This window comes from Bacteroides sp. 1_1_30 (assembly GCF_020982715.1).
Taxonomy (GTDB): domain Bacteria; phylum Bacteroidota; class Bacteroidia; order Bacteroidales; family Bacteroidaceae; genus Bacteroides; species Bacteroides xylanisolvens.
The window spans coordinates 1-7,634 of record NZ_JAJKHN010000144.1; the positions used below are offsets into that span (position 1 = coordinate 1).

5 protein-coding genes and 1 pseudogene are annotated in these 7,634 nt (G+C 42.7%); 2 read left to right on the plus strand and 4 right to left on the minus strand.

Translation table 11 applies throughout. The annotated features are described in order from the left end of the window. Positions 1-715: pseudogene (locus LPH68_RS24870) on the plus strand (PD-(D/E)XK nuclease domain-containing protein); the annotation flags it as partial. 223 nt (positions 716-938) lie between these two features. On the opposite strand, the gene LPH68_RS24875 reads toward LPH68_RS24870, so the two are convergent. The 4 genes from LPH68_RS24875 to LPH68_RS24890 form a co-directional block, all read right to left on the minus strand. Then, on the minus strand, positions 939-3,422 hold the full coding sequence (locus LPH68_RS24875; RefSeq protein ID WP_192923121.1) for a DEAD/DEAH box helicase: 2,484 nt from the start codon (positions 3,420-3,422) through the stop codon (positions 939-941). Between the two features lie 87 nt (positions 3,423-3,509). Continuing rightward, positions 3,510-4,631, minus strand: coding sequence for a DNA-processing protein DprA (gene dprA / locus LPH68_RS24880; RefSeq protein WP_192923122.1), 1,122 nt, complete (start codon positions 4,629-4,631; stop codon positions 3,510-3,512). Further along, positions 4,628-5,029 (minus strand): thioesterase family protein, encoded by a 402-nt coding sequence (locus tag LPH68_RS24885; protein ID WP_007757582.1) that lies wholly within the window; start codon positions 5,027-5,029, stop codon positions 4,628-4,630. The genes dprA and LPH68_RS24885 overlap by 4 nt, the downstream gene beginning before the upstream one ends. 40 nt (positions 5,030-5,069) lie before the next feature. After that, complete coding sequence (locus tag LPH68_RS24890) at positions 5,070-6,353, minus strand: peptidase U32 family protein (protein ID WP_118407132.1); 1,284 nt, start codon at positions 6,351-6,353, stop codon at positions 5,070-5,072. A 23-nt stretch (positions 6,354-6,376) separates the two neighbouring features. Between LPH68_RS24890 and LPH68_RS24895 the strand changes: the two genes are divergently transcribed. After that, the coding region (locus LPH68_RS24895; RefSeq protein ID WP_230297201.1) for a helix-turn-helix domain-containing protein at positions 6,377-7,634 on the plus strand (1,258 nt) is incomplete at its 3' end.

Genomic DNA, 7,634 nt, shown 5'->3' on the forward strand with positions numbered 1-7,634 from the left:
TGTTATGGCGAAACCACCATGTACAACTCAAATATGGTGCTCTACTTCGTCAAGAATTATATTCAACGAGGCAAAGCACCCAGGGATCACCAACCCCGACAACTTTGTGAGCCTGCTCTATTATTTCGGCATGCTTACTATCAGTCAGTGGTATGTATGAAGGAAAGACTAAATTTACCATCCCCAATCAGGTAGTCCGCGAACAAATCTACACCTATCTGCTGAGTACTTATGACGAAGCCGATCTCAGTTTCAGCGGTTACGAGAAGAACGAACTGCCAGCACCCTTGCCTACCACGCTAACTGGAAAGCCTATTTCGGTTATATTGCCGACTGCCTGAAACGTTACACTTCCCAACGCGACAAACAGAAAGGTGAACTTTTTGTCCACGGCTTTACGCTTGCCATGACGGCACAGAACCGCTTCTACCGTCCCATTTCCGAACAGGATACACAGGCAGGATATGTCGATATTTTCCTCTGTCCGCTACTGGATATCTATTCTGGCATGAAGCACAGCTACATTGTAGAACTGAAATACGCCAAATATAAAGACCCCGAAAGCCGTGTGGAAGAACTGCGTCTGGAAGGGATTACACAAGCTAACCGCTATGCAGAAACCGAGACGGTGAAGAATGTGGTCGGTGCCACACAACTTCATAAGATTGTGGTGGTGTATAAGGGAATGGATATGCCGGTATGTGAAGAAATTTAAAGCAAACTCAGCAATAAAGCTATACAGAATCTCGAACATCACTGGGAATGGAAGCATATTGTGCCCGTTAACAGTGAAAATCCGTAAAAGAATTCAAAAGAGAAACAAATACAACAAAATTATTTGGAAAGGGCAAGAAGAAGGCTTATATTTGTCATGTGATTTTTTTCATAGTATTAGATTTAAGGTTAACAAAGGTTGGAGCAAGGCGTTGCTCCTTTTTTTATGTCTTATTCCCTGCCGCCAACAGTTTCCCGAACAAATTCAGAATCCCCGCTACACTCTCTTTATCAGATACAGGTATCCGAATACTAGTCCGACCTGTCTCCTTATCTTCCTCTACAATAGAATCAACCAATCTCTGAGTAGCTTCTGGCGAACTAAGCGTACGTGCCAGTCCGCTAAGGAAAGAAAATCCCTGCTGAAGCAATTGCTCCGGATTATTATCTGCCGCAGATACAGAAGACTTCTTTTCCGTACTCACCTCTGTTACTCCTTCTTCAGGTGTTTCTTCCTCAAGCAATGCCAATGAATCCGTGTCCGTCGTTTGCAAAACAGCCGTTTCCTCCACAACTTTCTCTTCATTATCATTCAAATCAATACTGCAGCCCGCCATACGATTATGCGCTCCGTCCACTTCTTCAGACGGTTCGGCCACCACCTTGAGACTATCCATCATCTTGTCGAACTTGCTGTTTTCCAAGAAGATGGTATCTTCACCATTATCAAGGATACCCTCAAAAAGAGAAGTTTTGAAGTTGAGGGTAGACAACATCCTCTCTTCAATAGTCTGGCTGGCAACAAGATTGATAACCTGGATATTCTTTTTCTGACCGATACGATAAATACGGGCAATACGCTGCTCGAGAACGGCCGGATTCCAAGGCAGATCGAGATTGATAAGTATAGACGCAACTTGCAGATTCAGCCCTGTACTTCCGGCATCAGTTGACAGAAAGACGCGGCTTTCCGGCAGTTCGGTAAAGTTATCCGTCAGATTTTTACGGGCTTCGGAAGGAATCCCCCCATGAAGATACTCATACCGGACACCTAAAACGTCCAGTTCTTTCGCTATCAGACGAGTCATCCTCTCCCATTGGCTGAAAATAACCACCTTCTCATCTCCACTCTCAAAGACATTCCTGAGAATATTCAGCGTTTCCTCCACCTTCGTATCATAACGGGTTTTCTGGTCAAGAATATAAGTGCTGTCGCAAAGCATACGCATCTGGCTAAGCATCAACAATAGCCGCTTCCGGTCTTTCTCACTCAGGAAACGGGTTTTCGTCCATTTGAATACTAGTTGCGACACGATAGACTGATATTCATCATGCATATTCCTCTGTTGCTCAGTCATCGGCACAAACAGAACTTTATCCATCCGCCCGGGCAACTGGAGAGCTACATCTTTTTTCCGGCGGCGAATCAGTACGTTCTTCATCTGCTCGCCAATGGCATTCAGATTCTTGTAAGAAACCACCTTACCCGTATCCGACCGGACAACAGTCTGGTCAAGAAACTGATAATAAGGTCCCAAACAAAACTGGTCGACAAACTGCATGATGGAATAAAGGTCCTCCAACTTATTCTCCAATGGAGTACCGGATAAAATAACCGAATAATCCGACTCAATATGACGGGCTGCTTTGGATATTTGAGTATTCCAGTTCTTCAGACGCTGCACTTCATCCATGATAAGGAAATCAGTATGAAGAGACTTCAAGATTTTAATATCATTGCACACACTGTTGTAAGACACTATCTTATAAAATTCTTCCGCTCCATATAGCACTTTCCTGGTCAGGTGATTTCCTTCTACCACAATAGCCTTGGCATCGGTAAAACGCTCTATTTCCTTTTTCCATTGATATTTCAATGATGTAGGGCATATAATCAGAGCGGAAGATATAAACTGATGCTTCCTCATCAGTTCAGCCGTTCCAATAGCCTGGATAGTTTTGCCCAGTCCCATTTCATCCGCGATGATAGATTTTCCGGCACGAAAAGCAAAACGGATTCCTTCTTTCTGATAAGGGTAAAGTTTTGTTTTCAGCAATGTGTCCAATGCTGTGTCCGAAGCATAGTCCGGTAGCAATTGCGACCGCCTCCGCAAATCACGCTGTTCAAGTATAAATCCCAGTGCGTCGGGATACCAACGGAATGTGTTATTCAGGCGGGTAGCAGCCCTCAAGAATTCAGTTATCGAGTCAATGGCGGCAGGGCGCATCACTCCGTCGGGAGTAAAATAAGGACTTGCCAGTTTGCGGAACTCCTCCTCATTGTCCGTACCGATTCGCAAGCAAACTTTACGCTCTCCCTGATAAGACAGGTATACGGAAGAATACGGTGGCGTGACACGGCAAACTTTACGTCTTTTCTCTCTAATCCATAGTTTGACTCCTTCCAAATGTTTGCAAGTACCCAATTGGCTTGCCTTAAAATCCATACACGAACAATAATTCCAAGGACTCTGATGTCCTCTATATACCACATTATATTCATTGCCGGATGTAGGATTTATCACCGTATAATAACCGGGATATTCTTTTTTGTCTCTCTCAGATATTACAAACTTCTCTTTCATTGCCGCCTGCCTCCGCAAAGCAATCTGCCAGTCTTGCAAAGTCATATTGTCCGGTCGATAATGATAAGAAACTTTATTCACTGTGCTTTTCGTCTTTTTATCTGCTTTTGTCTTTTTTGCCATGCTCATTGTACCTTCGAAATTTTGCCAAAAATACGAAAAGGTTTCTGTTTCTCCACAATATAAAGTATACAAATTATCAGGAAATTACTATAATAACTGGTACATTCCCCCTACCAACACACGAACTACACCTTTCATTTCAAGCTCGAAAAGAATCGTATTCATTTTCTGCACGGGAATATCCGCTTCAACTACTAATGTATTAATCTGTAAATCGCCTCGTTTCTCAAGAATTTCAATAACCTTTTGCTCCTCTTCAGACAAATCAAGAAAAAGACTACGCTGCACATTTGCCACTTTTGCCGAATGAGCACTAACCTCCCAGCCCATAGCCTTCACAAAATCTTCGGCTGATAATAACAAAGAAGCTCTGTTTTCTCTGATTAACAGGTTGCATCCTTTTGAATATTCATCATTCACGCGACCGGGGAAAGCGAAACAGTCGCGATGATAACCTTCGGCAAGTTCGGCTGTAATCAGTGAACCGCCTTTCTCTGCTGATTCAATGACAATTGTAGCATCACACACACCGGCGACAATACGGTTACGGCTGACAAAGTTATGCCGGTCGGGATTGGTGCCGGACAGAAATTCGGTCAGTAATCCCCCTTTTTCAAGCATGTCAACAGCTGTTTTCCGGTGGACATGAGGATAAATACGATCCAGCCCATGAGCTAAAACACCTACTGTAGGTAATTCATTGGCCAAAGCTTCACGATGCGCATGAATATCGATTCCATAAGCAAGACCGCTGACTACAAGCACTTCAGGACAAAGTGCTTTCAGATCCCGCAGAAAAGAGGCGCAGATTTGTGTCCCATAATCAGTAGCATTACGGGTTCCTACCATATTCAGGATATGAAGGGAATTTAGATCGGTATTTCCTTTAAAGAAAAGAACAATAGGGGCATCTTCACATTCCCGCAAACGGGAAGGATAAGCCTCATCATGAAAAGACAGACAAGAGATCCGATTCTTCCGAATAAATTCATATTCTTGTTCGGCGCGGAGCACAGCTTGTGGACAATCCAATGCCTCTATCACCCGTTGACTTACTTCTGGAATACGTTCCGGTATTTCTTTGCGCAAACGGAAGACATCAACGGCATTACCCATTCCATCTATCAAATGTTTTGCTCCTATGTGCCCGATACCGGGCACCATTGTCAGAGCAATACTATAAATTTGTTCTTCTTCCGAGCTGTTCATTTCAGGTAGGGCGCAAAGACATTATCGAACAATTCGCTGTCACTTAAACGTCCGTTTACCACACATACCGTCTCAACAGTGGATTTCACTACTACTTTATTATCATTCTTACGGAAGATATCCTGATAAAACACATATTTGATACCTTCCTTTTTCATATATAGTTTCGAGACAAACTCATCTCCGCTTTTCAATGGAGTCTTGAATGCCATACTAATGCGTGCCACTACCGGATCAACTCCCTGCTCATGAAGTGCAGCAAAACTGACACCCACCGAAGTCAGAAACTCGTGACGGGTATGTTCCAGATAGTGCTGATAATTGGCATTATTGACAATACCTTGAAGGTCACATTCGTAATCGCGAACCTTCATTTCCAATTCATAGATATAGTTCATTTAAATTGAGAATTGAGAATTAAAAGTTGAGAAATAACAGTTAGCCTCTTTTTTGCTCAATATCGAGCCCTTTGAACTTCTTCAATTCTTCGGTCGATACCAGTTTATACAGCTTATCACTGGGACGTATCTTATCCGATTTCATAGAGAAATGCTGTCCCTTCTTCACTGTTTGCACAGGTTCCAAGTCAACACGGGCTTCTTCCAAAGTCATAAATAGGGCACCGGTAGTCGGCCCTGTAATGAGAAGCTTATCGCCTACACTTACTTCAGCAGCTTCTACCAGGAATTCGGAAACTCCGATATTGGAGAAGTATTTGATACCTTTGCCTACATAAATCTTACGTTCCGTAGCTGCCGAACCATAATTCCTAGTCCATTCGCCCAAACGCTGTCCCAAGTAATATCCATCCCAGAAGCCACGGTTGAATACGGTTTTCAGGCGTTCATCCCAAGCCGCAATCTTTTCATCGGTGAATGTTCCATCCAAATAAGCCTTGATAGCTTCTTTGTAACATTCAACCACCGTACGTACATATTCAGGTCCACGGGCACGACCTTCAATCTTGAATACACGTACACCGGCATCCAACATTTTATTCATAAAATGGATGGTCTTCAAGTCTTTGGGAGACATGATATATTCGTTATCAATATCCAGTTCCACATCCGTTTCCTTATCACGAACCATGTAAGAACGACGACATACCTGCATACAAGCACCGCGATTGGCCGAATGATTCATCTCATGTAAAGAGAGATAGCATTTACCCGATACTGCCATACAAAGCGCGCCGTGGCAGAACATTTCGATACGAAGTTGTTCGCCGCTCGGACCACAAATATGTTCTTCCTGTATCTGACGATAAATCTCGGCCACCTGTTCCAGATTCAACTCACGGGCCAATACTACCACATCTGCAAATTGCGCGTAGAATTTCAAGGCCTCCGCATTGGAGATATTCAACTGGGTGGAAAGATGCACCTCCTGTCCTATCTGACGGGCATAATTCATCACTGCCACATCAGCTGCAATCACCGCAGAAATTCCCGCTTCCTTGGCTGCGTCGACAATGGTATGCATCAAAGGAATATCTTTATCATAGATAATCGTATTGACCGTCAGGTAGCTCTTCATCCCGTGCTCGTCACACGTACGGGCTATTTCCCGCAAATCATCAATCGTAAATGTATTAGCCGAACGGGCACGCATATTCAGGTTTTCTATACCGAAATAGATAGAATCGGCACCTGCCTGAATGGCCGCAGCAAGAGATTCGCGCGAACCCACAGGAGCCATTATTTCAAAATCTTTTATATTCATTTTACTGTCCAATAATCATTAATATGATAGAAGTGTGCAAAGGTACGAATTTATCCGTATTTTTGCAGAGAATAAAGCAGAAAGAAGAAATGGAAAATAAGAAACCAATCGTACTCAACAATCTGGAAGAGTGGGATTTCACCGACTATATAGACTCGTTGATACAAAAAGAGGAAGCTGTAGATTTGGAATTCAAGATTGCCAAAGATGGTCTTCCCAACAGTTTATGGGACACTTATTCTTCTTTTGCCAATACAGATGGAGGAGTTATTATACTTGGTGTGAAAGAGTATAAACAGCAATTCATTATTGAAGGACTGACAAAAGAACAAATCAGCCAGTACAAAAAAGACTTTTGGAATCAGATTAATAATCCGGATTGTGTAAATGAGAATCTGCTTTCTGATAACGACCTGTATGAAGGTTGTTATAAAGGAAAAAATCTGCTCCTCATTTATGTTCCTCGTGCAACCCGTATACAACGTCCTATCTACAGAACAAGAAATCCTTTTGGCGGACATACATTTAAACGTAACCATGAAGGCGATTATAAATGTACAGATGCTGAAGTGAAACGCTTGATTGCAGATTCGGACGAAAACCACCCACGTGATTCCAGAATCCTGTGCAATTATTCCATAGAAGATATTGATAAGGAAACCCTGACACAATACAGGCAACTATTTGCCAATCTGAAACCATCTCATCCATGGCTTAGCCTGAATGACCTGGAATTTCTGACAAAATTGGAAGCGTATCGTAAAGACCGGCATACTAAAGAGGAAGGTTTCACTTTAGCCGGAATACTTATGTTCGGCAAAACAGAAAGTATCACAGATCCTGAATGCGCTCCTAATTATTTTCCAGATTATAGGGAACATTTAGGAGCAGACGATTCTATCAGATGGTCAGATCGTATCTGCCCGGACGGAACTTGGGAAGCAAATCTCTTCCAATTTTATCGCAAAGTATACCCTAAACTGACTGTCATACTCCCTAAACCTTTCCAAATAAGAAATGGTATACGAATTGATGAGACTCCCACACATATTGCAATACGTGAAGCATTTATCAACACACTTATTCATTGTGATTTCTCGGAAGAAGGAAACATTGTTGTTGAACAGTGGGTAGATAAATACCGCTTCAAGAATCCCGGAACAATGTTGGTCAGCAAAACACAATATTATTCAGGGGGAGACAGCGTATGCCGTAATAAAGCATTACAAAAAATGTTCATGCTAATCGGTTTCTCGGAGAAAGCTGGTAGCGGTGTAAATA